This window comes from Bacteroides sp. AM41-16 (assembly GCF_003603495.1).
Taxonomy (GTDB): domain Bacteria; phylum Bacteroidota; class Bacteroidia; order Bacteroidales; family Bacteroidaceae; genus Bacteroides; species Bacteroides uniformis.
The window spans coordinates 125,242-151,929 of the sequence record NZ_QTNE01000004.1 but is presented as its reverse complement, the minus strand read 5'-3'; the positions used below and the strand labels follow the sequence as shown (position 1 = coordinate 151,929).

The following is a 26,688-nucleotide window of genomic DNA, read 5'->3' as shown; positions in this document are numbered from 1 at the left end:
AAAAAACTGAAATTTCGGTTGGCATGGGTAGGCTTTTTTATTAAATTTGTCACTATAGCTGAAGTCTTACATAAAAAGAATGGATATGATTTTTAAGAAAAAGAAAACGGTTCTCGAAGAACAGCCGCTGTGCTACTGGGAAGAGTCCTCTTATATGATGGCAGTGCCTAAGGGGGGTGGAATGGATTTGTCGGTACGGCTTTTTGAGCGCGTGGCTGCTATCTCTGGAGTGGAATTGTTGAAAAAACGTTTGCCTGATGAAGACGAACCGGGATATATGGAAGTAGGATATGATGGCGAAGTGTATGAAATAGGCTTCTATGAAGGTGATTTTTCAATGCCTGATATGTTTAATCGTCGGGATTATTATTTCACTGACGAAGAACTATATGCTATTGGCAGAGCCGATAGGGCACTTACGGTGTTCATGAAGTTCGGCGTTGACGGGCAGAAGTCCTACCATCTGCAACTGAAGATTGCTGTAGCTATGGTGCCCGACCTGCTTGCCATTGTGGACGAAAGTGCCGAGAAACTGGTTTGTGCTCGGTGGGCCACTCTGGCTGCCGACTCGGCGGTAGTTCCCGGAACGAGTGTTTTGTTCACGGTACATGCTGTGACCGATGAAGGAGGCGAGGTGTGGTTGCATACGCACGGATTGAACCGTTGCGGTTTGTATGAACTTGAGATTCTGAAATCAGACAAGGAGAATTACAACAACCATTATTACTTGATTTCCGCCCTTGCTAGTCATCTGCTCGATAAAGACGATAGGACTTCCGAACCTGGTGTTGGCGTATATATCGGGATGTTGAATGACCGTTTGCCGATAGTGGCCACCTACGTTTCGTGGACAAAGGCGCTGGATGAGTACCGAAGCCTCGTTCTTGGCAGTGCGGACGACCGTGAGGAGGGACACAACGGCCGCACGGCACCCGTGTTCATCTATACGAGTGAGGACGACGAGAAGAAAGGCAGACTGCGGAAGGTGTCCGAATACGATAGCATGTGGGGTGAGAATCCGCTATTCTTTATTAGTACCCGTGAAACCAATCGCATGAGTGCGTTGGCTCGCGAGCGTTTCGGTCTTGTGAAATACATGGCAAAGAAGGACGAAGACTCTATCTTGCTTAAAATTGGCTTGAAGACAGACAGTGCCGAGCAGGCTGACGACCGCGAACATATTTGGTTTAAGCTGTTGGAGTTTGATGGAGAGCGTTTCAAGGGACAGCTTATACAAGAACCTTACGACGTCAGCCACATGCACGAGGGTGATGAAGGGTGGTTTACGGTAGAGGATGTGACCGACTGGATAATCTATTTAGAGGAATTTTCGGTTGTTCCGGATACCGCCTATCTGCTTGTCTGATACAAAAGGAAGCGGGGAGAAGATTGTAAGGGCTTTTATTCGCCATTCCCGGATATTTTATCTAAATTTGCCTTCGCTAAACACGAATATGTTATGGAAAGTTTCAGTGAATTGATAAAAGCACGCCGCAGCATGCGGAAGTTTACAGAAGAAGAATTGACACAAGAACAAGTCGTTACTTTGATGAAAGCAGCCCTGATGGCACCCACGTCGAAACGCAGCAATGCATGGCAGTTCATAGTGGTGGACGAGAAGAATAAATTGAAGGAATTGTCCTATTGCAAGGAGCAGGCATCGCAGTTTATTGCCGATGCGGCACTGGCAGTAGTGGTTGTTGCCGACCCGCTGGCAAGCGACGTGTGGATAGAAGATGCCTCCATTGCTTCCATCTACCTGCAACTTCAGGCCGAAGATATGGGGCTGGGAAGCTGCTGGGTGCAGGTGCGCGAACGTTTTACGGCTTCCGGTATGCCTTCCGGCGAGTATGTGCACGAGGTGTTGGATATTCCTTTACAGCTGCAGGTGCTTAGTGTTATTGCTATCGGCCATAAGGGGATGGAGCGCAAGCCTTTCAACGAAGACAATCTGCAGTGGGAAAAGATACATATCAATAAGTACGGAGGAAAGTAACAGTGAGTGCAGCAAAAGCAAACAATAACCGTGATACATATAAGGCCACTGCCATCACACTGATTGTATTCGGCATTCTTTACTTGGTGGACAAATTGGTGCATTTTTCTGCAATCGGCTTGCCGTGGGTGATGAATAAGGATAATTTTCTATTGTATACCGCAGTGATTTTTCTGCTGTTCAAGCATGACAAGTCAGTGGGATTGGTATTGATAGGTTTGTGGCTGATATTGAACTTCGGGTTGATAACTGCCTTACTCGGTACGATGTCCGCTTATCTGCTGCCGTTGGCGTTGCTGGTATTAGGGGCTATTCTGTATTGGTTGGCAACAAGATAAGTGTATGGCAGGAAGAAGTATAGAAGATATGTCCATTGCCTTTATCGGTGCCGGAAATCTGGCTACTAATCTGGCAAAGGCTCTTTATCGGAAAGGGTTTCGTATTGTGCAGGTCTACAGCCGTACAAAAGAATCGGCGCAGGAATTGGCACAGACGGTGGAAGCTGCATATACCACGGAGCTGCAGGCGGTTACGAAGGAGGCGCAGCTTTATATCGTTTCGCTGAAGGACGCGGCTTTTGTAGAATTATTACCCCAGATTGTTTCTGGAAAGGAGAATGCTTTATGGGTGCATACAGCCGGCAGTATTCCTATGAATATTTGGCAGGGGCATGTAGTGCGTTATGGAGTGCTTTATCCGATGCAGACTTTCAGTAAGCAGCGTGAAGTGGATTTTGGACAGATACCGTGTTTTGTGGAAAGCAACTCGGAAGAGGATGTGCAGCTTCTGAAGGACATTGCTTCCGCCCTATCGGAAAAAGTGTATGAAGCAAGTTCTGAGCAGCGCAAAAGTTTGCATCTGGCGGCTGTGTTTACGTGCAATTTTACCAATCACATGTATGTGTTGGCTGCTGAACTGCTGAAAAAGTACGGGTTGCCGTTCGAGGCAATGCTCCCCTTGATAGACGAGACGGCCCGCAAGGTGCATGAGCTGGAACCGCTTGCCGCACAGACAGGACCGGCTGTGCGCTATGATGAGAATGTCATTGACGAGCATCTGCGGATGCTTGCTGATGAGCCGCAAATGCTGGAACTGTATCGGGAGATTAGCGAGAATATACATCGGTTGGCAATAAGATAACCGGATGCCGATGCTTGCCTCTTTTGAACTAATGTTTTGCTGCATATAGGTATATTATAATGAACAAGAAAAAAGTGCAATGAGTACCATAAACTATGATTTGAAAAAGATAAAAGCCCTTGTTTTTGATGTGGACGGTGTGCTGAGTGCCAATGTTATCCCTATGAGTTCGGAGGGTGAACCTCTGCGTACGGTTAACATAAAGGATGGTTATTCCCTGCATCTGGCTGCTAAGCAAGGTGTGTTGCTGGGTATAATTACGGGTGGACGTACAGAAGCAGTCCGCAAGCGTTTTACTTCTTTAGGTTTTGAGGATGGAAATATCTATATGGGTTCTTCTGTTAAAATCCATGATTACCATGACTTCCGTGACCGTCATGGCTTGAAGGACGAGGAAATATTGTATGTAGGTGATGATATTCCCGATTTGGAGGTGATGCGTGAGTGTGGTTTGCCATGTTGTCCTAAGGATGCTGTGCCTGAGGTAAAGGCTGTGGCTCGCTATATTTCGTATGCAGAAGGCGGTTATGGCTGTGGTCGCGACATTGTGGAACAGGTATTGAAAGTGCAAGGGCTTTGGATGGCAGATGAAAAAGCTTTTGGTTGGTAGTTGTTTCAATCGTTAAATTGTAAATCGTCAAATCGTAAATGATATGATGTTAGATAATCTGAAGAAATATAAGGTGATTCTCGCCTCCAATTCTCCGCGAAGGAAAGAATTGCTGGCTGGTTTGGGAGTGGAATATGAAGTAAGAACTTTGCCCGATGTGGATGAATCTTATCCCGAGACATTGCGGGGAGCGGATATTCCTCTCTACATATCCAGGGAAAAGGCGGATGCCTACCGTGATATGATGCATCCGGACGAATTGATGATTACGGCAGATACCATTGTCTGGCTGGATGGACAAGTTCTCGGAAAGCCCAAGAATAGGGAAGAAGCCATGCAGATGTTGCGCGACATGTCCGGACGTACCCATGAAGTGTTTACCGGTGTGTGCATCACTACTACTGAGTGGCAACGCAGTTTTGCAGCGGCAACAGAAGTGCGTTTTGCTAAACTGAGCGAAGAGGAAATTGCCTATTATGTGGACAAATACCAACCCATGGATAAAGCCGGAGCTTATGGTGTACAAGAGTGGATTGGATTCATTGGGGTGGAAAACATATCCGGGAGTTACTATAATATAATGGGGCTCCCCGTACAGAGACTGTACAGGGAGTTGTTGGAGATCTAAACCAGATCCATCATTAGAGGGATATCTTTTTCACTGATTCCTTGTCTGACAAGTGTTTCTTTGTCTTTACCGAACATTTCTCTAAAAATCTCCTGCCCGCCATATTCCAAAGCTGCTTTACTGTAAAGTTCTGCAGCTTTTTCTATTTTGCCCGTTCTCCAAGCAACATGTCCGGCATTGAGATAGTCTGCTGCGAGTGGTTTGGAGGCGAGTATCTTTTCGTAATACTTCATTGCTTGCTCATACTTGCCGTTGACAAACGAACACCAGCCTATAGCACGCCATGCTTTGATACAATTGCTTTCGATGAAATCAAGCTTGAAGAAATATTGCAGAGCCTCTTCATATCTTTCCAGTTCGGCAAGGCAGCTTCCGGCGTAGAAAAGGATATTATGGTTTTCCGGCTGGATTGCCTCCACTTTCTTGTAGTATTCCAGTGCAGAGGCAAAGTCCCTTATCTGCCTGTAGCACGTAGCGAGATGGCGGATTGTCCAGACATGGTCGGGCTTTAGTACATCGGCTTTCAGGTAGGCGTCTATCGCTTCCTTATACCTCTTTTCCTTTTGCAGGCAATAGCCAGCCTTTTGGAAAATGTCTGCATTTGCATGGTTCAAGGCTATCAATTCCTTATAAAGCTCCAATGCTTCTGCCGGGTGTTCTTTGCGGAAGTGGAAATCGGCGATGGTAATCAGCAGCTCGGGTTTGCACAGAATATCTTTGAGTGCCGGGATACGGTGCAGGGCAATCTCTTCCTTGAAGATGTCACGGAACTCGTGTCTGCGCTGGCTTAACTTGAAGAAACGGTATAAGTCGTGGACATACTGGTTGCTGATGACATCCGGTCGTTCGGCATACTGCCGTAAAGCGGAAGATTTGCTTTCGTCCATGAGTGCATCCAAATCCTGGGAAGTCATCTGGCTGAGCATCATCGTACGCTGTGACTGTGGTATATGTGCCATTGTAAAGCAAAGGGAATACTTGTCACTATTGCAGAAGAAACCGGATTGGAGGATAAGGGAGAGGATGGCATTGTCTCCGGTAGGCTTGAATCCGAATTCCTTGATGATGCTGGAGTGATGCATGTCGAACGGATAGAACCAGTTGTACGGTTCCTTAAAGAACGGATAAGTCTTGAGTTGTGCAAACGTACTCATATAGACGTCAGCGCCTTCCAGCTGTAATTCGTTCATCTCCCGTATCTTGTCTCCCAGTCCGGAACTTTCAAAAGCTTTCTCCCAATCCGGATTAAGATCGTTTTCCTCAGGGTTCTCTTCAAAACCGAACTTCATGTTGCGCATGATGTTCACATTCCTCATCATCTCCGGAATGATTTCTTCACGCATCTTCTTGTCTATCTTTTCCGTTTCCTGGCTACGGAGCAGTTCGATGTAAATACGGTTCAGTTGCTTGCCGAAACTGCCGTCTTCGTTGAGCAGGGAAAGGCGGGCTGTCAATTCGGGATAAAGCGACAGACGGGTGGGATGAAAAAGAAGTGCGAAAGCGATACCTACCAAAGCCCGTTGGTTTACTTGCGTATTTGCATGCGTTACGGCGTCTAGCAACCATGAGAATTTGCGGGTATCGAAGCATTCCATCAGACTGAGCATGACGGCACTGGTGAACAGGCACAAATCATTGACGGGAAGCATTTCTGATTCCAGTAATCCTTTGGCTTGCTGTTCGTCTTCTGCAGACCAGTCACTGTTACTCCATGTGGAAAGGAAAAGAACCTGGGCGGTTTGTTCGTGCCGTTGCAGTACGGCGTCCATGCCTTGGTTATCCGGCATCAGCTGACAAACGGCCAGGTCATCAGGGAAAGATTCCAATACCTTCTGCAGTGCGGCAATATTGTATTCTTTGGGGAGGCGTTCCCGGTTATTGCGCAGGGAATGGTAATAGTGCGTGGAAACTCCGTCAAGGAGAGACAGACGTGCCTGGTCAGCGACTTCCCAAGTTTCGGTCAGAATCTGGCGATATAGTTTCTGTCGTTCAGGATCGTCGATTCCCTGGCGCATGTATTGCAGCATGTACTGATAGGATGTCTGAGCTTGTTCCAAGCGGTTGCGGAGTGTCCAGTCACCGCTGTTCCAAAGAAAGGCTTCCAGTTGGGATTGTGCTTCCTTCAGCCGTTGCTGCTTGAGTAGAGTAACGATATGCTGATATTGTTCTTGTATGGCTTGTTCGTTCATAAATCAGTCTCTTTTTGGGTATGTATCTTATAAAACTACAAAAAGGATGCCAAAAAGTTCATAAATTTCCATTTCCCCAGCTCAGAAACGAACTTGCAACTGTGCTTGAAGCAGGTTTGAGTTTTCTCCTTTATGGCGGTTACAGTATGTATACTGGGCTTGCAGACGGCATTTGGGATAGAACCAATACTGTACACCTGCTACATAATTGGTCTGTTTATCGGAAATAGTTTTATTTTTGTTGAAATAGTCATAAGAGGCTATTACGTCAAATTTGGGAAGCACATGGGCAGATACGGTTGCATAGTAACCGTCACTTTTAACGTGTCCGTCTTTTCCGGCCAAGTATTCTGTACGTACATCTACGGATTTTGTTTTGATGGTGGCACCTGCCGACCAGCGGTTTCGGGTGTAATTCTCTCCTATGGCTATGTCTGGATTAATGGAAGAAACGGCTACGGCGCATCCTTTCCCTTTAACAAAGGAACCGCCGACGGACAACCATTTCAATGGATGTACCATAAGGCTGCCTACAATATCTTTCTGATTGTTTTTATCTTTTAGGTTGATGCCTTGTCCGTTCATGATGGCAAGGTTATAAGTCATCAAAGAGTCGAACAAGTCTCCATAAATTAACAATCCCATATCACGACCGCTTGCAGAGCCATACAACGGATCACTGCCATTGATACCGGCCAGGTAATTGACGGCTTGAGAATAACAGTTTATTAATTCGACAAAGCAGGGAGACATCGGGTTCTCAATGGTATACATGGTTTTGAACTGTCCGATACGTGCTGTGAGTTGAGGGAGAAAGCGGTATTCCGTGTAGGCTTCCAGAATTTTTCCGGTATTGGCAAAGCTGTACATGAAGTAAGCCGACCATTTATCGGTGATTTTACCGCGCGCCATAAAGATAACTCTCTTTATATCGAAAGTATTGCTGGTACCTTCGCCCGCATCATCGTATGTATATCCCACTTGGGCATAGCCGGAGAGTGAAATGCGGTCTTTTAAAGTGTTGACTACATCATTCAGACAAGCATCTTGTGCTTTCAGGATGCATGTGGCTGATAAAAGGATGCAGGATAGTAGAATTCGTCTCATTATAGGGATGGATAGTAGTAAAAAAGGCAACCCTTTTTTCAAAGAGCTGCCTTTGGGTGTTATTTTGCTTGTTTTTATTCGTTGATAGCAGCGATACCCGGAAGGATTTTTCCTTCGATTGCTTCAAGCAATGCACCGCCACCGGTAGATACGTAAGACACGCCGCTTGCCAAGCCGAACTTGTTGACACAAGCTACAGAGTCACCGCCACCTACGAGTGAGAAAGCACCGTTCTTGGTAGCTTCTACGATAGCTTCGCCTACAGCGCGTGAACCGTGAGTGAAGTTCTCGAATTCGAATACACCCGTCGGACCGTTCCAAAGGATAGTCTTGGAGTTCTTGATGACATCTGCAAAGATCTTTTCAGTCTCAGGACCGATATCAAGACCTTCCCAGCCATCAGGAATTTCGTCAACCGGGCAGAACTTGGTGTTGGCATCGTTGGAGAAAGAATCGGCAATCTTGGCATCAACAGCCAAAACAAGGTTTACGCCTTTTTCTTTTGCTTTCTTCACCAGGTCAAGAGCCAAATCCAGTTTGTCATCTTCGCAGATAGAAATACCGATTTTGCCGCCCATGGCTTTGGTGAAAGTATAAGTCATACCGCCGGCAATAATCAGGTTGTCTACCTTGTTCAGCAGGTTTTCAATGATTTCAATCTTGGAAGAAACTTTGGAACCACCCATGATGGCAGTAAACGGACGTTGGATATCGTTCAAAACTTTATCAACAGCCTTTACTTCTTTTTCCATCAGGTAACCGAACATTTTGTTGTCCTTGTCGAAATATTTAGCGATCAATGCAGTAGAAGCGTGTGCACGGTGAGCGGTACCGAAAGCGTCGTTTACATAGCAATCTGCATAAGAAGCCAATTTCTTGGTGAATTCTTTCTGGCTTTCCTTAACAGCAGCTTTGGCAGCCTTCTTTTCTTCGTCTGTAGCATCTTCAGCCAAACCGCGGGGTTTGCCTTCCTCTTCAGCGTAGAAACGGAGGTTCTCGAGCAACAACACTTCACCCGGTTGCAGAGCAGCAGCCTTTACGGCAGCTTCTTCGCCCATACAGTCGTTAGCAAATTGCACCTCAACACCCAACAACTCTTCGAGATGCTTCAGAATGTGCTTCAAGGAGAACTTGTCAGCCGGGCCTTTCGGACGACCGAGGTGAGAACCGATAATTACACTACCGCCATCGGCCAAAATCTTCTTCAATGTAGGAAGAGCGGCACGCATACGGGTATCATCTGTAATGTTGAAGTTTTCGTCCAAGGGTACGTTGAAGTCCACACGAACGAATGCCTTTTTTCCGGCAAAGTTAAATTGATCAATTGTCATAATACTCTATTTTATTTAAAAGTGTTACTAATTTCTTTTTAGTGAGCGCAAAGTTAGCATTTATTTCTTTTTTTTGCTATGAAACCGTTGTTTATTCTTTGTCTTTGCCGCTCTCTTTGCTAACTTTATATTTCTGGCAGTAATATTTGCACATTAATTGCAAACCGCAGGTATCACATTGTGGAGTACGTGCCTGGCATACATAGCGACCGTGCAGGATAAGCCAGTGGTGAGCTATGGGGATGTCTGTTTCCGGTATATGTTTTACCAATTCTTTTTCGACACTGAACGGAGTTGTACATTTATCTGATACGAGACCCAGGCGATGGCTGACGCGGAACACGTGTGTGTCTACTGCCATAGCCGCTTTATTGAAAACAACGGATTGGATGACATTGGCTGTTTTGCGGCCTACGCCGGGCAGTTTTACCAGTTCTTCAAGGGTATCGGGTACCTCACTGTTGAATTCTTTCACCAACATCTGTGCCATGCCTACAAGATGTTTAGCTTTGTTGTTGGGATAGGAGACGCTGCGGATATACTCGTATACCACGTCGGGAGTAGTAGCGGCGAGTGCTTCGGGAGTAGGGAAGTCCCGGTAAAGGGCGGGGGTAATCATATTGACGCGTTTGTCCGTACATTGTGCAGAGAGAATAACTGCTATCAACAGCTCGAACGGATTGTCATAATGCAACTCTGTTTCGGCTACGGGAACGTTCTCCCTAAACCAAGCAAGGATTTTTTCATAACGCTCTTTCTTTCTCATCTTAATTTGTTTTTATGATAGTGAGGAGATACTTTCAGATTGAAATAGAAGATGGAGATAACCGTGAGGCAGGCTCCGAAAAAATATGCCATATCGAATGAGGTAATCTGTGCGATATAACCTCCTGCTGTCAGACCTATACCAATGCCTACATCCCATGAAGTCAGGTAGGTAGAGGTGGCTGTTCCGCGCTGGTTGTTGGGGGCCAGGTTTACGAACAGCGTATTGAAGGCGGGGAACATCGTCCCGAAGCCTACTCCCAATAGGAGGGCAACCATAAAAAACAATATGTTTGTCAGTTCCGGGACGGTCTTCATCAGTAGTCCGCAAGCGGACAATATGAAGAAACAGCTACATACCAGATATAGTCCTAAAGTTATGACTTGGGTGATACGTCCTTTATCCACTTGTTTGCCGGAGAACATACGGGACACTGCCATGCCGACGGCCATAAAAGTAAAAAACAATCCGGAATTCAAGGTAATTCCTATTTCTTTGGCATACATGGCTACATAAGTGCTTGTCATGCCATATGGTATGGAGAGCAATAGCAGTGCGATTCCTGCCGGGATACCTTTCAGCAGCACAAAGCGGTCCAATGAGATAGGTTCTCGTTTGACTGGTTGTTTGGGTGGGGTCTTGACGAGGCATGCGGCAACAAAACCGATAGTTCCTGATATGAGCGAGCAGGCAAAAATCGTTTCAAAGGAATATATGTCATGCATGAAAAGACCAATCATCGGGCCGAAGCTCATGGCTGTATTGTTCATCAGTCCATAATATCCTACGGCTTCGCCGCGACGGGACGAAGGGGTAATGTCAATCACAATTGTATTTCCCGCTACGGTCACCATTCCAAATGCAAGGCCGTGGACAACCCGCAACATGATGAATAAAGATAGGACTCCCGCTAACATGTAACCTGCGAAAATGGTGATAAAGATGAAGTATGCCACCAGATAAAGAGGCTTGCGGGCTAGCGTGTCGAGCAGGTATCCCGAAAACGGGCGTATGCAGAGCGAGGCAATGGTGTAGCATGACAAGATGACACCTACTGCTGCATTTCCGGTATGGAATACCTCAGTCAGGTAGAATGGAAGAACCGGTAGTATCAGATAAAAGGCAAAATACAAAAGGAAATTGGCAGCCAGGATAAGGCAATAGCCGGAAGTTACAAGTTTGTCTTTTGCCATAGCGAAAAATAGTGGTTAGCGATGAGTGGTTAGCGATGAGTGATTAATGATATGCTGAAAATGCGCAACTTATTAATCACTAATCACTAGCCGTTATTCACTATATTTAGTAAGCGCTCTCGAATTCTTTCAGGAAGCGTGTGTCATTTTCAGAGAACATACGAAGGTCTTTCACCTGGTATTTCAAGTTGGTGATGCGTTCTATACCCATACCCAGGGCATACCCGCTATACACTTTACTGTCTATTCCGTTCAGCTCCAATACATTCGGATCTACCATACCGCATCCCAGAATTTCTACCCAACCCGTATGTTTGCAGAAAGGACAACCCTTGCCGCCGCAGATGTTACAGCTGATGTCCATTTCGGCACTCGGCTCGGTGAAGGGGAAGTAGGAAGGACGCAGACGAATCTTGGTGTCACTGCCGAACATCTCTTGAGCAAAGAGCAATAAGGCCTGCTTCAAGTCAGTGAAAGACACATTGCGGTCTACGTATAAGGCTTCTACCTGATGGAAGAATGCGTGTGCACGGTAGCTGATGGCTTCATTACGGTATACACGTCCCGGACAAAGCACGCGGATAGGAGGCTGTGTAGTCTCCATAACACGGCTTTGCACGCTGGATGTGTGTGTGCGAAGAATGATGCTGTGCGATACGTTTTCTGTATCATTTTCGATGAAGAATGTATCCTGCATGTCGCGTGCCGGATGGTCTTCGGCAAAATTCATGGAGGAGAATACGTGCCAGTCGTCTTCCATTTCCGGTCCATCGGCGATATTGAATCCCATACGGGCAAATATATCGATGATTTCGTTTCTCACGATGGAGAGCGGATGGCGGGTTCCTAATTCTATCGGGTAGGCTGAACGGGTCAAGTCAATATCGTCACAGCCGGTATCTTGGCTTTCGAACTGTTCTTTCAAAGCGGCAATCTTTTCTTGTGCTTTGTTTTTCAGTTCGTTCAAGCGCATACCCACCTCTTTTTTCTGTTCGGCGGCTACATTGCGGAAATCTGCCATCAAGTCATTGATGGCTCCTTTTTTACTGAGGTACTTGATGCGGAGTGCCTCTAATTCCTCGGCGTTAGCGGCTTTCAGCGCCTCTACTTCCTGCAGAAGCTGATTGATTTTAGCTATCATATCGTTGTTATCTTATTTATTTTCTAAGTTAAAAACGGTGCAAAGATACAATATTATCATTGTTTTGCCTCCACTTGGGGAAGATAATTTGGTATCAGTGGTACAAAATTTTATGTGAAGAAGAAATGATAGAGGATGGGAGAAAAAATGATATATATGTAAAAGTCTTCATATTGTTTATGGAAAAAACATAAATGAGCGTTGTTTAGTGACTTTTAAAATATACTTTTCGTATCTTTGCGCCCCGTTTACTGTTCTATGGAGGTAGAACAAACTGGCGGTTGGTATTTATTAACATACGTCAAAGAGAGAGAGTTAACGGAGTAATTGTTGCATTAAAGTTAGAGTTTGAATTGATGAAATTGAAGACAATCCTGCCAGTCGTGGCAGTTGCGGGAGTACTCATGTGTGAGCCTGCCGTATTGTTGCATGCCGGTACATCTGATTTTGCTTCTCCCGAAGCTATGGGATGGTTCCGTAAGAAAAAGAAGAGTGAAACCAAGGACAGCGTTCAATCCAAGAGCGACTACGAAAAATTGACTGGTTCCGATGCTATTGCCCGCAAGGGAATGTTCAATGTTTACCAGAAGAAGAGCGATTATTACTTTGAAGTGCCGGCAAGGCTGTTGGGACGTGATATGCTGGTAGTAAATAAATTACAACGTGTGCCTTCCGAACTGAATGAGGCGGGTGTGAACCGTGGTACGAATTACGAAAATCAGATGGTGCGTTTTGAATTGGACAAGGCTGCCAACAAGCTGTTGGTACGTCAGAGCCGTCCTCTTCCGTTGGCACCGGACGAGGATGCCATACGGCAGTCCGTACTGGATAATTATATTTCTCCGCTGATAGCCGGCTTCAAGATAGAGGCATTCAATAATGACTCTACCATGATAGTGGTCAAGGTCAACGATATTTATGATGGTACGGAGACGAGTATCAATAATGTCTTTACGAATATCAACCTGGGAACTTCGGCCATCAAGAATCTCTCCCGCATTTTATCTATCAAAGCTTTTGAGAACAATGTGGTAGCTACTTCCGAGCTGACAACTAAGGTGACTGAGGGAACAACGACTGTGTTTGTTACGGTCGAAGTCAGTTCCTCTCTGTTGCTGTTGCCGGAGAAACCGATGATGGGACGTCTGGATAGTCCGCGTGTAGGTTATTTTACTAATCCGTTATTAAATTACAGTGACGGTCAGCAGCGTGTAGACAAGAAACCGTTCATCACCCGCTGGCGTCTGGAACCGAAACCGGAAGACCGGGAGCGTTACCTTCGCGGTGAATTGGTGGAACCGGCCAAACCGATTGTGTTCTACATCGAGAACTCCACTCCCAGTCGTTGGCGGAAATATATCAAGCAGGGAATCGAGGATTGGCAGGCTGCTTTTGAACGTGCCGGATTCAAGAATGCCATCGTTGCAAGGGAGTTGACGGACAGCATGAATGTGGATAAGGATGACGTGAACTACTCCGTGCTGACCTATGCCGCCTCCACCAAAGCCAATGCCATGGGCCCCTCTATCCTCGACCCCCGTTCGGGTGAGATATTGGAAGCGGACATCATGTGGTGGCATAATGTGCTGGGCATGCTTCAGGAATGGATTACAGTGCAAACCGGTGTCGTACGTCCCGAAGCAAGAGGAGTAAGGCTGCCGGATGAACTGATGGGTGATGCCATGCGTTTTGTGGCATGCCATGAAGTGGGTCACTCGCTGGGCTTGCGTCACAATATGATTGCTTCCTGGACTTTTCCGACAGATTCCCTGCGTTCCAAAACATTTACGGACCGTATGAATACCACTTCCTCCTCTATTATGGACTATGCACGTTTCAATTATGTGGCACAGCCGGGTGACGGCGTTACGGCACTTTCTCCCCATATAGGCCCGTATGATATGTTTGCCATAGAATACGGTTATCGTTGGTATGGTAAAGAAACCCCAGAAGCAGAGAAGGACTTGCTTGCCGACTTTCTGAGCCGTCATGCAGACCGTTTATATAAATATAGTGAGGCGCAGGATGTACGTGATGCCGTAGACCCGCGTGCGCAGAATGAAGATTTGGGCGATGATGCTGTCCGCTCGTCTCTGCTGGGTATTGAGAACTTGAAGCGTATTGTTCCTCAAATCATCCAATGGACTACTACCGGCGAGAAAGGACAGACTTATGAAGAAGCTTCCCGCCTATACTATGCGGTTATCAACCAATGGAACAATTATCTTTATCATGTATTGGCAAATATCGGTGGTATCTATATAGAGAACACGGTTGTGGGAGACGGACAGAAAACCTATACCTTTGTGGAGAAAGAGAAGCAGCAAGCAGCCTTGAAGTTCCTGCTGGATGAAGTGCTGACCTATCCCAAATGGCTGTTCGACACAGAAGTGGGAGAGTACACTTACTTGCTGCGCAACACTCCGCTGGGCGTAGTGGAAAATGCACCGACACAAGTGTTGAAGAATGCCCAATCCTATATCCTTTGGGATTTGCTGGGCAACAACCGCCTGATGCGTATGTTGGAGAACGAATCGGTGAACGGCAAAAAGGCTTTCACGGTGGTAGAGCTGGTGGATGGCCTGCATCGCAACATCTTTGCCACTACGGAACGCGGTGCCTTGCCGGACGTCATGACACGCGCCTTGCAGAAGAACTTCGTAGATGCACTGATTACAGCAGCTGCCGAAAGCGAAGGAGTGAAAATAAACAAAAAACTGATGGACAACCACTTCTTGCTGGACCATCAGACTGCCCTTTGCAGCTGTGACGAGCATGCCGGTAAGACTTTGGATGCCGACCGTATGGGTGCACACCGCGAACTGAACTTCTACGGTTCGCAGATAAACCGCGTATCTGATGTCATCTCCGTGAAGCGTGGTGAGTTGCTTCGCATCAAAGAATTGCTCCAAAATCGTCTGGGTGCATCGGATATAGCCACTAAATATCATTATAAGGATTTGATTTTGCGTATCAATACTGCATTAGGAGTAAAGTGATTTTTCTTTTCAATAGAGTATTAATTAATTTTATATGTAACGCATGAAAAAACGTGTATTAATCGTTTTGCTATGCTTTGTAGGAGCTTTGTCATCTGCTTTTGCTGCAGAGAAAAAAGTCCAGGGCGTAGTAATATCTTCAGAGGATAACCTACCGCTTATCGGTGCTTCCGTTTATGTGACTGCGGAAGACTTGAAAAAGGCGGGGAGTGCTCAGACTACAATGGGGGTCATCACTGATGTGGATGGTCAGTTCTCTATCGCTATACCTGCGGGGATAACCCGTTTCTTTTGTAGCTACGTGGGATATGACGTATTGGAAGTGAAGCTTGTTCCGGGAAAGGAACATTATGAAATAACACTTCATGCATCTTCCCAAATGCTCGATGCCGTTGTTGTGACGGGTTACCAGACAGTGGAGCGCCGCAAGCTGACGGCAGCGGTATCCAAACTGGATATATCGGACGAGACCATCGGTGCAGTAAAAAGTATCGACCAGGCACTTGCCGGACAAATTGCCGGACTTTCTGTCAGCCCGACTTCCGGTGCTCCGGGTGCTCCGGCAAAGATACGCATTCGCGGTACTGCTTCATTGAATGGTACACAAGACCCTTTGTGGGTGCTGGACGGCATTCCTTTGGAGGGAACGGATGTTCCCGAACCGGATGAGCTGAATGACATCACCAACATGAAGCAATCTTCCATTGCAGGCCTGAATCCGGCAGATATTGAGAATATCACCATCCTGAAGGATGCGGCAGCCACTGCCATCTATGGTGCGAGGGCAGCCAATGGCGTCATTGTGATTACAACAAAGAAGGGTAAGGTCGGTAAACCGGTTATCAATTTCTCGTCCCGGTTTACCTATACTCCTACATTGAGCCTTGACCGGTTGAACTTGCTGAACTCAGCGGAGAAAGTAGGATTGGAAATGGATATGATCCGTAATAACTATTCTCCGGACAATCATAAAGGAGGCGTATATAATATTCTTTCCAATTACAATGAGTTGTCTGCTTTTCAGAATGGAGGATGGGATGCCTTGAGCAGTGATACACAAGCTGCCATCAACCGTTTGAAGAGTGTTAATACAAACTGGGGAGATATCCTTTTCCGCGATGCTTTCAGCCAGGAATATAACTTGAGCCTTTCCGGCGGTACGGAAAGGGTTACGTATTATACCTCTTTCGGCTATTATAAAGAGGATGGAAATGTGGACGGTGTGGGTATGGACCGTTTCAACTTGGTAGGAAAGACTTCCTATAAGGTGAACAGTATACTGAAAGTGGGTGCCTCCATGTTTGCCAACCGTCGCAAAAATACCAATTATCTGACAGATGCATACGGTATGTCGAATCCCGTGTTCTATTCACGCAAGGCTAATCCGTATTTTGAACTTTATGACAAGAATGGCAACTATAATTACGACTACGATATTCAGAACAACACTGATAAGGATTTAGGATTCAACATCTTTGAAGAACGGCAGAACACGTCTAATGAAAGCGTGGTGAATTCTTTTTCATCTATATTTGATGCGGAGCTACGGTTCAATGACAAGTGGAAGCTGACTTCCCAGTTTGGCTATCAGTTGGAAAAGACTTCCAGAGAAGAAATAGCGGACTGGGAAAGCTATGCCATGCGCTATTACTATAAGTTGAGCGAATACTCCCAGGGCGGAGAAACCAAACACTTCCTGCCCGAAGGAGGTATGCAGAAGTCTTATGAAAACTCCAATTCACAGATTACTTGGAAGGCGATGGGAGAATATCGCGACAGTTTCAATGATATTCATGAACTGGAAGTGATGGCGGGTACCGAGCTGCGCAAGACCTGGTATGAAACCTTGTTCTCGGCAGGGTATGGCTTCGACCGCAAGACGTTGACGACCAAACCGGTGATTTTCCCCAACGAAAGTTACGCCACGTCTTTCCCGCTCCATCAGACAACGTATAAGGAGAATGCTTATGTATCTTTCTACTCTACGGCCTCTTACTCTTTGTTGAACCGCTACACGGTGGGAGGAAGTATCCGCTTTGACGGTTCCGACCTTTTCGGTGTGGATAAGAAGTACCGCTATCTTCCTCTTTATTCTGTCAGTGCCTTGTGGCGTCTGTCACAAGAACCGTTTATGCAGCAGGCCAAGTGGGTGGATAACCTGGTGTTCCGTGCATCTTACGGTCTGCAGGGAAATATTGACAAGAATACTTCTCCGTTCCTGTTGGGTACATATCGGTCGGAAAGTATTTTGCCCGGAGTATCGGAAGATGTAATTATTATTAATTCCGCTCCCAACAAGAAGTTGCGTTGGGAAAAGACGCAGTCTGTCAATGCCGGCTTTGATTTTTCTGTATTGAACCAGGCTATCAATCTGAGCGTGGACTATTATTACCGTAAGGGTACCGATTTGATAGCTTTGCGCATGCTTCCTCTGGAGACGGGCTTTACTTCAATGAACGTCAACTGGGCAAGTATGGAGAACAAAGGTGTGGAAATCAGCTTGTCTACCCGTAACATAACGACAAAAAACTTCTCCTGGTACACAAATTTCAATTTTGCCTATAACGGTAATAAGGTATTGCAGGAAAACATACCGGAGCAGCAGACCACTCCGGGACGTGAAGGCTATCCCGTAGGGGCAATTTTCGCACTGAAGACTGCGGGAGTGAATAAGGAAACCGGTAATATGATGTTCTATAATCCGGAGGGAGAGAAAGTGACCTTGAAGGAGCTTTACCGCCTGAAGGACGAGTGGGGGATAGGTATTGCCTCTTCCGATGTAACTGCAGCCGAAGAGAGAACCTTTTATTCGTATATCGGGAGTAGCGATGCTCCTTATACGGGAGGTTTGATTAATACCTTCAGCTATAAAAACTGGGAGCTGAATGTCAATTTCTCTTTGACGTTTGGCGGGTACGTACGTACGCAGCCCTCTTATGACATCATTAATCCGGATTATGGCAAGAACTATAATGTGGATGTGCTGAACCGCTGGACTCCGGAAAACCCGAATGCGGAGCTTCCGGCATTTATGCTGAGTGCTTCCAACCCGGAAGAGTACTCCTGGTATGATTCTAAAACCATCTGGAGAGATTTGGATATCTGGGTGAAGAAGCTGAACTACGTACGTTTGCAGAATCTGCGTCTGGGTTACCGTATCCCTGAGCTCCTGACAAAGCGTTTGGGAATGAACTCGGCAACGGTATCTATTGAAGGACGCAATCTCTTCGTGTTTGGTTCGGGATATAATAACTACATGGATCCGGAGTCGATGTACAATCCTTATGCAACTCCCGTACCCAAGTCGGTTACATTCAGTTTGAACTTGAATTTCTAACTTCAAAAGCAGAAAGAAAATGAAGAAAACAATAAGTCTGATGATAATGGCCTGCATGCTTCTGCTTGCGGCATGCGACAACTATCTGGATATACAGCCTACCGGTAGTGTCATTCCCAATTCTTTGGCTGAGTATAGAGCGTTGCTTGCCCGTTCTTATAAGGACGTGAGTAAATTCAGTGACCGGGGAATGGCTTGTTTCCGTTCCGACGAGATGCTGGTTCGGGATAATGAATATGACCAAAATTATTATATGGATATAGAGCGCTGGAACGACCTTGCTCCCAATGCCTATACCTCATCGTTTGAATGGGCCAAGTATTACAATGTGCTTTTTATTGCCAATCACGTTATTGAGAGCAGAAGTGATATTAAGGAAGGCACTGAGGAAGAGATAAATCAGCTTGTAGGAGAAGCGTATATGCTCCGTGCTTATGTACATTTCTTATTGGTAAATCTTTATGGACAGCCCTATACTAAGGAGGGAGCTTTGGATACCAAATCGGTACCGCTGAAATTGGATACGGATTTAGAGAAAGTCCTGAAACGCAATACGGTGGAAGAAGTTTATACTTCCATCCAAGCAGATATTGACGAGGCACGCAAACTGGTCATGAAGGCAGAATGGGAACAGAGATATTCATATCGTTTCAATGCGGCTTCGGTAGAGGCGTTTCAATCACGCGTATCCCTTTATAAGGGCGAGTGGCAGGCGGCTTGGGATGCTGCTGAGGCAGTGCTTGCCGTGAAGTCTGTATTGGTAGATTTGAATGATGCCGCTGCAACTCTTCCTAACAGTTATAATTCCGTGGAAAATATTACTCCACTGGAGACACCTCTGAGCAGTACAATCAATGGGGCTGCTCTGGCTACTCCGGTTTTTCTCTCCCTTTATGCTGAGAACGACCTTCGGCTGGACAAATATTTTGCTGAAACGGATGAAAAAGGTTTCCGGAAGAATAAGAAGGCGGGAAGCAATAACTACTTGTGTACTTTCCGTGTGGGTGAAATATATCTGACGGCTGCTGAGGCTGCTGCCCGACTTGGAGAACTGTCTCAAGCACGTACTCGCCTGCTGGAACTGATGCGGAAACGTTATGCACCGGAGGCCTACGAAGCGAAATCCGTTGTTGTCAATGCCATGGATAAGGAAGCGTTGGTACAGGAAATATTAGATGAACGTGCCCGTGAACTTGCTTTTGAAGGACATCGTTGGTTTGACCTTCGTCGTTCCACCCGTCCGCGTTTGGAGAAAGTGCTTGATGGTACGCGTTATGTACTCGAAGAGAATGATGCCCGTTATACATTGGCCATTCCGAAAGAAGCCATAGAAGCCAATCCGGGATTGCTGAACTGATAAAGATACTCCCCGATTCTGTATTGACGAGAATCGGGGAGTTTTGTCTTTATGTGGATTGGATATGTATTTTTTACGTACCTTTGCACCGTTTTTTGTAATAGACAGTATAAGATGATACAGAATCAGAGACCTCCTATCCATAGAATTGCTTTTCCTATTCTTATAGCATTGAGTATTTCGCATTGTTTGAACGATATGCTGCAATCGGTTATTTCGGCAGTATACCCTTTGTTCAAGGAGGATTTATCCTTGAGTTTTGCCCAGATTGGTCTGATTACGTTAGTGTATCAGATGTCGGCGTCCGTGTTTCAGCCTCTAATGGGATTGTTCTTTGATAAGCGCCCCATTGCCTGGTCATTGCCGATAGGTATGGGCTTTACTTTGGTCGGTATCATGAATCTGGCTTTTGCTACTAATCTGTATTGGTTGCTGGCTTCGGTATTCATTGTGGGTATCGGTTCGTCTGTACTCCATCCGGAGGCGTCACGTATTACTTTTCTGGCTTCCGGCGGAAAACGCGGACTGGCGCAGTCTCTATTTCAGGTGGGCGGGAATTTGGGAGGCTCGCTTGGACCGTTACTGGTGGCTTTGCTGGTAGCTCCTTACGGGAGGCATCACATTGCCTTGTTCACGGTTTTTGCCTTGATTGCCATCGTGGTGATGATTCCTATATGTCGTTGGTTCCGTTCCTACTTGAACCACATCAAGAAACGCCCGATGCTTGTGGCAGGAAAGATAGAACGCCCTCTTTCCTCAAAGATGACGGTGTTTGCCATAAGTATTCTGCTGATACTTATCTTCTCCAAATATATCTATATGGCAAGTTTGACGAGCTACTATACATTCTATCTGATCCATAAATTTGGTGTTACTGTTCAGGCTTCACAGCTTTTCTTGTTTGTCTTTCTGGTAGCCACTGCCATCGGAACATTGGTGGGAGGTCCCGTAGGTGACAGGGTAGGACGTAAATATGTCATCTGGGCTTCCATTCTTGGAACGGCTCCATTTAGTATGATGATGCCTCACGTAGGGCTTGCATGGACAGTAGTGCTGAGCTTCTGTGTCGGTCTGATGCTTTCTTCCGCTTTTCCTGCCATATTGCTGTACGCCCAGGAATTGCTACCCAATAAGCTGGGGTTGATTTCCGGGTTGTTCTTTGGTTTCGCTTTTGGAATTGCCGGTATTGCTTCGGCTGTATTGGGAGGCATGGCTGATAAATATGGTATAGAGGCTGTTTATAATGTATGTGCCTTTATGCCTTTGTTGGGGTTGGTGGCTTGCTTTCTGCCTAATTTGAAGAGGAGATAAAGTTTTTTTATTCCCATTGTCAGCCATACGGAAAGAACGAAAGGTGCGGTCAATGTAATAATTCCCCAACTCATTCCCACAATTTGCAATACAACAGAGAGTAAAACGGAACATACAGCCCATATAAGCTCATCCAGCTTTTACCTCCTAAAGCAATGGCACACAATACGCCATTATATCCCATCAGGCCTATATTCAAAGCTTCGGAATCTGCTCCCAATAATATGGCTAGGGGGAGGGGGAGAAGTACCCCCAATATGGTATATACTGCTGCATTCCGAGAATTCACGAGAATGCCTGCAAGGAAAAATAGTCCGGTCATTATGTTTCCTTGAAACATCACCTGGCCTATACTCATACTGAAACATTGTAAGTAATTTATGGAGGAAGAAGCAGGTGTTTCTGTATCAGAGACGAGTAGCATGTCAGGCATCAGCCAACTGCACAATCCCAGCAGCATCCATACAGAAAGGATAAAAAGGGTAGTGAATCCGGGCAACATGCGTTGCATGTTGAAAAACCGTGCAATGTAGGTAGATGCACACGAGGCAATAGCCATTAGTATCAAGGAATTTACAGTCAGATGCATAAAGCCCCCTACGGCTATTCCTACCAGTGTACCGTTAAAACCATATAATCCATTTTTTATATCATCACGGTCATATCCTGAGATACGGCCTGTCGATGTACTTATTATGTTGCCACTTACAGCCAATAGGCCCATTTGCCATGAATTCAAAAAGATTCCAATCAGCATCAATAATCCGGACAATGCATTGTTTTGGAACATGACTTGCCCTATGCCACGTCCTAAAATAAGTAATGACTTGTGTGTAAAAGCTTCTTTCATGAGTTGTCGAATGAAAATGGACTATATGTAAATTTATAGCTCGTTAATACGTACAAAAAAAACGATTAGACTAATCTAACCGTTTTAATTTTTGTGGAGCGTATGAGACTCGAACTCATCACCTCGACACTGCCAGTGTCGCGCTCTAGCCAGATGAGCTAACGCCCCGTTGCCAACGTTTGCAGGCTTGCTTTCGTTTTTGATGGTGCAAATATAATGCATTATTCTGAAATAATTGCTATGTTTGCGAAAGAATTTGAAAAAATAAGTTATGCTGATATATAATACCACTTATCATGTAGAGGAAGGAGAAGACAAAAACTTCCTGATATGGATGCAGGAACACTATCTTCCCGAGGTAGAAAAGAACGGAACATTGTATGCTCCACGTATAGCCCGTATCTTGAGTCATATTGAAGAAGGAAGCATCTGCTATTCTGTTCAGTTTGAGGTGGAAAACTCTGCCAAACTGCATCGTTGGCATCAAGAGCAAGGAGTGAAACTGAACGAGGAATTACTGAATATCTTTAAAGATAAAGTGATTGGCTTTCCTACATTGATGGAGGTAATAGTGTGATACAACCGGTCAAAGAGAAAATAATATTGGGTATAGACCCTGGTACCACCATTATGGGGTATGGAGTATTGCGTGTGGCAGGTGTCAAGCCGGAAATGATAGCCATGGGAATTATCGACCTCCGCAAATTTGGAGACCACTATCTGAAGTTACGCCATATTCATGAACGGGTACTGAGTATCATAGAGAGTTATTTGCCTGACGAGCTCGCTATTGAGGCCCCTTTCTTCGGAAAGAATGTACAGTCCATGTTGAAGTTGGGGCGTGCGCAAGGCGTAGCAATGGCAGCTGCTTTGAGCAGGGATATTCCCATTACGGAATATGCTCCTTTAAAAATAAAGATGGCTATCACCGGAAACGGACAAGCATCCAAGGAACAGGTGGCGGACATGTTGCAGCGTATGCTGCATTTTCCTAAAGAGGATATGCCTACTTTTATGGATGCAACGGACGGGCTTGCTGCTGCCTATTGTCACTTTCTGCAGATGGGGCGTCCCACGGTGGAGAAAGGCTATCATGGCTGGAAAGACTTTATTGCCAAAAATCCGGATAAGGTGAAGAAGTGATAAGAATTGAAATGTAGAATCTAAAAATAATATCATGAAATTGAATGAACTTGCTATCATTGGAGTGGCTGCAACGACGATTGTAAGCTGCACTCCCGCGAAGACGGAGTATGCTTCGTACGAACTTTACCCTGTCCGTTCGGGTAGTCTGACAGAGATGGAATATACACCTGCTGCCACGCAATTCACATTGTGGGCACCTACGGCAGATGAAGTTCGCCTGATGTTGTTCGAAGCAGGAGATGGAGGGCATGCCTATGAAACTATTTCAATGGAACCCTCTGAAGAAGGAACTTGGAAAACTAAAGTTGAAAAGGACTTGATGGGTAAATTCTACACATTCAATGTGAAAATCAATGATAAGTGGCTGGGGGATACTCCGGGTATCAATGCCAAAGCTGTAGGGGTGAATGGAAAACGTGCCGCCATCATCGACATGAAATCCACGGACCCCGAAGGATGGGCAGATGATAAACGTCCGGCATTGGCCTCTCCTGCCGATGTGATTCTTTATGAAATGCACCATCGTGATATGTCCATCGAACCGTCGTCGGGCATTGAGCATAAAGGAAAGTTCCTGGCACTGACAGAACAAGGAACGGTAAGTCCCGACAAGCTGGCAACCGGCATTGACCATCTGAAAGAATTGGGGGTGACACATGTACATCTCCTTCCGTCTTATGACTATGCCTCCGTTGATGAGACAAAGCTGGACGAGAACAAGTATAATTGGGGATATGATCCGCAGAATTACAATGTGCCTGATGGCTCTTATTCTACCGACCCCTACAAACCGGATGTTCGTATCCGGGAATTCAAGCAGATGGTGCAGGCTTTGCACAAAGCAGGTATCCGTGTTGTTCTGGATGTGGTGTATAACCATACTTTCAATACATCCGACAGTAATTTTGAACGTACAGTGCCGGGATACTTTTACCGTCAGCGACCAGACGGAACGTATGCAGACGGTTCGGCTTGTGGCAATGAAACTGCCAGCAACCGTCCGATGATGCGTAAATACATGATAGAGTCTGTATTACATTGGATTAATGAATATCACATTGACGGATTCCGTTTTGACCTGATGGGTATTCATGACATCGAGACAATGAACGAAATCCGTAAGGCGGCAACGTCTGTAGATCCGACTATATTTATATATGGTGAAGGATGGGCGGCATCGGCTCCACAGATGGCGGAAGATTCTCTGGCAATGAAAGCCAATACTTATAAGATGCCGGGTGTTGCTGCTTTCTCTGACGAAATGCGTGATGCTTTACGCGGTCCGTTTAATGACAATCATCAAGGTGCTTTCCTTGCTGGATTGCCGGGAGGAGAGGAGAGCATAAAGTTTGGTATTGTAGGAGCCATCAGGCATCCGCAAGTAAATAATGACTCTGTGAATTATAGTAAGGCTCCGTGGGCGGAACAACCTACACAGATGATCAGCTATGTTTCCTGCCATGATGATATGTGCTTGGTGGATAGGCTGAAAGCAAGTATCCCGGGTATTACTCCCGTAGAATTGGCAAAGCTTGACAAACTGGCGCAAACAGCCGTATTCACTTCCCAAGGTGTACCGTTTATTTATGCCGGTGAGGAAGTGATGCGTGACAAGAAGGGAGTACACAATAGTTTTGAGAGTCCCGATTCCATCAATGCGATTGATTGGAGACGAAAGGCGGAGCATGCAGATGTATTTGCTTATTATAAAGGGTTGATACAGCTTCGTAAGAAGCATCCGGCTTTCCGTATGGGTGATGCGGATTTGGTGCGTAAGCATTTGGAATTTCTACCGGTTGACGGCAGCAATGTGGTGGTTTACCGTCTGAAAGAAAATGCCAACGGTGATGCATGGGGAGATATTATACTAGTCTTGAATGCCCGTAAGGAGCCTGCCAAACTTACCGTACCCGAAGGTAAATATACAGTGGTCTGCAAGGATGGCTTTATCAATGAACAAGGTTTGGGCACACTGTACGGCCCCGAAGTTGTTGTTCCGGCCCAATCGGCACTGATTATGTATAAATGATGATTGGATGATGCAACAACATACAATACACATAGCGGGGGGCGTAGTACGCAACCCGCTTGTTCGTTTGACAGAGCCTGTCACCCTTGATTTCCTGGCAGGAGAACACATTGCCATTGTAGGACCGAACGGAGCCGGAAAGAGCCTCCTGGTGGATATGCTGACGGAAAAGTATCCTTTGCGTGATGGTGAGCTTACCTATGATTTCTCTCCCTCCCTCACGAAAACTGCCTATGACAATATCAAATACATTGCTTTCCGTGATACTTACGGTTCTGCCGATGCCAATTATTACTATCAACAGCGTTGGAATGCCCACGACCAGGAGGATGCTCCGCTAGTACGCGAAGTGCTGGGAGAGGTAAAAGACGATGTCTTGAGGCGGCAGCTATTTGAACTTTTCAGCATAGAGCCGATGCTTGACAAGAAAATCATTCTTCTCAGCAGTGGGGAGCTGCGCAGGTTTCAGTTGACTAAAGCTTTACTGACTGTTCCCCGAATTCTTATCATGGACAATCCTTTCATAGGGCTGGATGCGCCTACCCGTGAACTGCTTTTTAATTTGCTGGAGCGGCTTACCCGGCTGGGCGAGTTGCAGATTGTCCTTGTGCTTTCCATGTTGGATGACATACCTTCATTTATTACACATGTTGTGCCGGTAGAGGACATGAAGGTGGGCGAAAAGATGGAACGTGAGGAGTATGTGCAGGCATTCTGTGCGGGCAATCAGATGCGTATTCAGGAAGAGGCCGGAGCGTTGGAGGAATTGCAGCGGTGTATTCTCGATTTGCCCTACGAACATGCGAATTTCACTTCGGACGAAGTGGTGAAATTGAACGGGGTTAGCATCCGTTACGATGACCGTACCATTCTGAAGGAGCTGGATTGGACAGTGATGCGTGGTGAGAAGTGGGCGCTGAGTGGCGAGAACGGTGCCGGCAAGTCTACCTTGCTTAGTTTGGTTTGTGCGGATAATCCGCAGTCATACGCCTGCGATATCAGTCTTTTCGGACGGAAGCGCGGAACGGGGGAGAGTATTTGGGAAATCAAGAAACACATCGGTTATGTCAGTCCGGAAATGCATCGTGCTTATCTGAAGAATCTGCCTGCCATAGAGATTGTCGCTTCCGGTCTGCACGACAGCATCGGATTGTATAAACGTCCTCATGCCGAACAGATGTCGGTATGTGAGTGGTGGATGGAGATTTTCGGTATTGCCGCCTTGAAAGACAGTCCTTTTCTGCAACTCTCCAGCGGGGAACAGCGTCTGGCATTATTGGCACGTGCTTTTGTCAAGGACCCGGAACTGCTGATATTGGATGAACCGCTTCATGGACTCGATACATACAACCGCCGTCGGGTCAAGAAGATTATAGAGGCATTCTGCCATCGTCGGGATAAAACGATGATTATGGTAACCCACTATGAGAATGAATTGCCGCAAACAATTACTAACCGTTTATTCTTGAAGCGAAACCGCTGACCAGATAATAATTAGTCAAGCAAAGATAATAAAGGACTAGCAGGAACCATTTATGGTGTAAATCGTTATATTTGT

General features: G+C 46.0%; 20 protein-coding genes, 1 tRNA gene and 1 pseudogene. 14 read left to right on the top strand and 8 right to left on the bottom strand.

What is annotated here, in order from left to right; translation table 11 throughout:
* Positions 1-85: 85 nt before the first annotated feature.
* The 6 genes from DW896_RS05795 (at position 86) to DW896_RS05770 (ending at position 4,374) form a co-directional block, all read left to right on the top strand.
* Positions 86-1,366 (top strand): DUF4026 domain-containing protein, encoded by a 1,281-nt coding sequence (locus tag DW896_RS05795; protein ID WP_165852959.1) that lies wholly within the window; start codon positions 86-88, stop codon positions 1,364-1,366.
* 93 nt (positions 1,367-1,459) lie between these two features.
* Positions 1,460-1,996, top strand: coding sequence for a nitroreductase family protein (locus tag DW896_RS05790; RefSeq protein ID WP_119992978.1), 537 nt, complete (start codon positions 1,460-1,462; stop codon positions 1,994-1,996).
* A gap of 2 nt (positions 1,997-1,998) precedes the next feature.
* Positions 1,999-2,334, top strand: a complete 336-nt coding sequence (locus tag DW896_RS05785; protein ID WP_022401668.1) for a hypothetical protein — start codon at positions 1,999-2,001, stop codon at positions 2,332-2,334.
* Positions 2,335-2,338: 4 nt separating this feature from the next.
* Positions 2,339-3,136: a Rossmann-like and DUF2520 domain-containing protein gene (locus DW896_RS05780; protein WP_119992976.1), complete on the top strand. Its 798-nt coding sequence runs from the start codon at positions 2,339-2,341 to the stop codon at positions 3,134-3,136.
* Positions 3,137-3,215: 79 nt separating this feature from the next.
* Complete coding sequence (locus tag DW896_RS05775; protein WP_005826358.1) at positions 3,216-3,746, top strand: HAD family hydrolase; 531 nt, start codon at positions 3,216-3,218, stop codon at positions 3,744-3,746.
* 46 nt (positions 3,747-3,792) lie between these two features.
* A complete protein-coding gene (locus DW896_RS05770) occupies positions 3,793-4,374 on the top strand; it encodes a Maf-like protein (protein ID WP_005835770.1) in 582 nt (193 codons plus the stop codon).
* On the opposite strand, the gene DW896_RS05765 is transcribed toward DW896_RS05770, so the two are convergent.
* The 6 genes from DW896_RS05765 to pheS form a co-directional block, all read right to left on the bottom strand.
* The gene (locus DW896_RS05765; protein ID WP_005826360.1) at positions 4,371-6,563 is read right to left on the bottom strand and encodes a tetratricopeptide repeat protein; all 2,193 of its coding nucleotides are present in this window, start codon (positions 6,561-6,563) and stop codon (positions 4,371-4,373) included. The two genes, DW896_RS05770 and DW896_RS05765, sit on opposite strands and share 4 nt — an antisense overlap.
* A gap of 81 nt (positions 6,564-6,644) precedes the next feature.
* Positions 6,645-7,670, bottom strand: coding sequence for a porin (locus tag DW896_RS05760; protein WP_005826362.1), 1,026 nt, complete (start codon positions 7,668-7,670; stop codon positions 6,645-6,647).
* A 74-nt stretch (positions 7,671-7,744) separates the two neighbouring features.
* Complete coding sequence (gene pgk, locus DW896_RS05755) at positions 7,745-9,004, bottom strand: phosphoglycerate kinase (protein ID WP_085929901.1); 1,260 nt, start codon at positions 9,002-9,004, stop codon at positions 7,745-7,747.
* An 88-nt stretch (positions 9,005-9,092) separates the two neighbouring features.
* Positions 9,093-9,767: an endonuclease III gene (gene nth / locus DW896_RS05750; protein WP_005826369.1), complete on the bottom strand. Its 675-nt coding sequence runs from the start codon at positions 9,765-9,767 to the stop codon at positions 9,093-9,095.
* Complete coding sequence (locus DW896_RS05745; RefSeq protein WP_005826370.1) at positions 9,764-10,960, bottom strand: MFS transporter; 1,197 nt, start codon at positions 10,958-10,960, stop codon at positions 9,764-9,766. Before DW896_RS05745 ends, nth begins: the two co-directional genes overlap by 4 nt.
* A 106-nt stretch (positions 10,961-11,066) precedes the next feature.
* A complete protein-coding gene (gene pheS, locus DW896_RS05740) occupies positions 11,067-12,101 on the bottom strand; it encodes a phenylalanine--tRNA ligase subunit alpha (RefSeq protein WP_005826371.1) in 1,035 nt (344 codons plus the stop codon).
* A gap of 356 nt (positions 12,102-12,457) precedes the next feature.
* On the opposite strand from pheS, the gene DW896_RS05735 reads away from it, so the two are divergent.
* The 4 genes from DW896_RS05735 (at position 12,458) to DW896_RS05720 (ending at position 21,105) form a co-directional block, all read left to right on the top strand.
* A complete protein-coding gene (locus DW896_RS05735; RefSeq protein WP_009036591.1) occupies positions 12,458-15,100 on the top strand; it encodes a zinc-dependent metalloprotease in 2,643 nt (880 codons plus the stop codon).
* A 43-nt stretch (positions 15,101-15,143) separates the two neighbouring features.
* On the top strand, positions 15,144-18,437 hold the full coding sequence (locus tag DW896_RS05730) for a SusC/RagA family TonB-linked outer membrane protein (RefSeq protein WP_119992974.1): 3,294 nt from the start codon (positions 15,144-15,146) through the stop codon (positions 18,435-18,437).
* Positions 18,438-18,456: 19 nt separating this feature from the next.
* Entirely contained in the window at positions 18,457-19,794 is a 1,338-nt protein-coding gene (locus DW896_RS05725) for a RagB/SusD family nutrient uptake outer membrane protein (RefSeq protein ID WP_119992972.1), read from the top strand.
* Positions 19,795-19,908: 114 nt separating this feature from the next.
* The gene (locus DW896_RS05720) at positions 19,909-21,105 is read left to right on the top strand and encodes an MFS transporter (RefSeq protein ID WP_119992970.1); all 1,197 of its coding nucleotides are present in this window, start codon (positions 19,909-19,911) and stop codon (positions 21,103-21,105) included.
* Here the strand turns inward: DW896_RS05720 and DW896_RS05715 are convergent.
* Positions 21,033-21,955, bottom strand: a pseudogene (locus tag DW896_RS05715) (urea transporter). The gene DW896_RS05720 and the pseudogene DW896_RS05715 overlap by 73 nt on opposite strands.
* Positions 21,956-22,049: 94 nt before the next feature.
* Positions 22,050-22,123, bottom strand: a tRNA-Ala gene (locus DW896_RS05710).
* A 103-nt stretch (positions 22,124-22,226) separates the two neighbouring features.
* Between DW896_RS05710 and DW896_RS05705 the strand changes: the two genes are divergently transcribed.
* The 4 genes from DW896_RS05705 to DW896_RS05690 are packed head-to-tail and all read left to right on the top strand — an operon-like array spanning position 22,227 to position 26,613.
* Positions 22,227-22,532, top strand: coding sequence for a DUF4286 family protein (locus tag DW896_RS05705; RefSeq protein WP_005826379.1), 306 nt, complete (start codon positions 22,227-22,229; stop codon positions 22,530-22,532).
* Positions 22,529-23,098 (top strand): crossover junction endodeoxyribonuclease RuvC, encoded by a 570-nt coding sequence (gene ruvC, locus DW896_RS05700; protein ID WP_005826381.1) that lies wholly within the window; start codon positions 22,529-22,531, stop codon positions 23,096-23,098. Before DW896_RS05705 ends, ruvC begins: the two co-directional genes overlap by 4 nt.
* Before the next feature lie 34 nt (positions 23,099-23,132).
* Positions 23,133-25,130, top strand: coding sequence for a type I pullulanase (gene pulA / locus DW896_RS05695; protein ID WP_035449519.1), 1,998 nt, complete (start codon positions 23,133-23,135; stop codon positions 25,128-25,130).
* A 10-nt stretch (positions 25,131-25,140) separates the two neighbouring features.
* Complete coding sequence (locus DW896_RS05690; protein ID WP_034532826.1) at positions 25,141-26,613, top strand: ATP-binding cassette domain-containing protein; 1,473 nt, start codon at positions 25,141-25,143, stop codon at positions 26,611-26,613.
* Positions 26,614-26,688: the final 75 nt, after the last annotated feature.